The sequence below is a fragment of the Streptomyces sp. NPDC057307 genome, assembly GCF_042667665.1.
Classification (GTDB): Bacteria; Actinomycetota; Actinomycetes; order Streptomycetales; family Streptomycetaceae; genus Streptomyces.
In genome coordinates this window covers 1-1,486 of the sequence record NZ_JBHUZM010000279.1, presented here as the reverse complement: position 1 = coordinate 1,486, position 1,486 = coordinate 1, and the positions used below count along the sequence as shown (strand labels likewise).

Genomic DNA, 1,486 nt, shown 5'->3' with positions numbered 1-1,486 from the left:
GCCGGGGCCGCGCGTCACTCCGCGCCCCCCCCCCCCCACGCCCGGAGTGCGTTCGCCGGCATGGCGACACGACGCCCCTGCGATATGACGTGATGTCAGGTGGTCAGGCCCAGCCGAACGATGGACATCAGCTCTTCCTCCGACATCCCCAACTCACGTGCCTCGGCGACCAGTTCGCGTACGCGCTCAAGGAGCTTGGCGCGGCCGGGCGAGACCGGTCCCGGTACGACCACGGCGCCCCGGCCCCTGCGCAGTTCGATCAGGCCCTCCTCGCGCAGCCGCTGGTAACCGCGGAGCACCGTATGGACGTTGACGCCGAGCGAGTCGGCGAGGGCCCGCGCCGCCGGGAGGCGGTCGCCGGGGTTCACCGTGCCGTCGGCGATGGCGCCGCGCACGGACCCAGCGATCTGGTCGCCGAGCGGCACCGAGGACGCCGGATCCACCCGGAAGAGCACGTCAGATCCTCTTCCGCCGGTCGACGAGCGTATTGAGCAGCGCGGCGGCCGTCACCGAATCGCCCACCGTGACGGCGAACTCGCGGCCGTTGGTCCGGCGTACCACGATCGCCTCGCCCGAGCGCAGCACGACGCCCGTGCGCTTGTGGCGGATGCGGTAGCCCCAGCCTCCGAAGTCGGCGACCGCGTTGATCCGGCGGCTGCTCGCCGTGTCGATGCCGTCCAGCGGCACCCGTACTCGCGGCCAGGACAGCGCGCCCATACGGACGGTGAGTCCGTGCCGGTCGACCGACACATGCGCGGAGGCGAGGACCAGGGCCGACAGGCCGATGAGGAACACCACTGGACCGTACAGCGGGCTGACGGCGACCGCGACGAACACCCCGGCGACCAGGGTCACCAGAGCGGCCGCGAGCAGTGGGCCTGATCCCGTACGCCGGGACCAGCCGGCCAGTTCGCCGTCCGCCAGGTCGATCCTGGCCGTGGCGTCGTCCCCCGGCGGTTCGGGCTTCGGGTCCGGTACGAGGCGGGTGAGCAGCAGGCCCGCGCCGGCCGCCGCCAGGGCGACGGCCGCGGCGACGCCGAGCTGCCACAGCGGGAGGTGGACGGTTGAACTGTCGGTCGCGTCGAGGTTGGCGAAGAGCGTCGCGGTGAGCGCGTAGCCCAGGAATCCGTTGAGTGCCCAGCCCCCCGCCGTCAGCCGCCGCACCCCGCGCGCGGTGAGCGGGCTGCCGAGCGCCGAGGCGACCCACAGCGCGCCGACTCCGAGGAAGAGCAGGACGCCTGAGACGAGGGCCGCGGTGCGGGACATCGGGTCGCGGTCGGCGTCGCCGGAGAGGTCGAAGTGGGTGGCGAGCGAGTCGGGCAGCCGGTCCCCGACGACGAGCGGAACGGCCAGCTGGACACCGAGCGCCAGCACGAACGGCGCGGCGGTGACGGTCGCGAGGCGGACACGAGCCTGGTTCATAAAACCTCCCTTGTTCGCATACTACTAGAACAATGAACGAGGCATAAAGCAACCGCCCCGGCAG

The 1,486-nt window shown here is 72.3% G+C and carries 2 protein-coding genes; both read right to left on the bottom strand.

Annotated elements, in window-relative coordinates; translation table 11 throughout:
* Nucleotides 1–95: 95 nt before the first annotated feature.
* On the bottom strand, nucleotides 96–455 hold the full coding sequence (locus tag ACFUN8_RS37315) for a GntR family transcriptional regulator (protein ID WP_383647884.1): 360 nt from the start codon (nucleotides 453–455) through the stop codon (nucleotides 96–98).
* A 1-nt stretch (nucleotide 456) separates the two neighbouring features.
* The gene (locus ACFUN8_RS37310) at nucleotides 457–1,422 is read right to left on the bottom strand and encodes a DUF1648 domain-containing protein (RefSeq protein WP_383647881.1); all 966 of its coding nucleotides are present in this window, start codon (nucleotides 1,420–1,422) and stop codon (nucleotides 457–459) included.
* Between the last annotated feature and the right edge of the window lie 64 nt (nucleotides 1,423–1,486).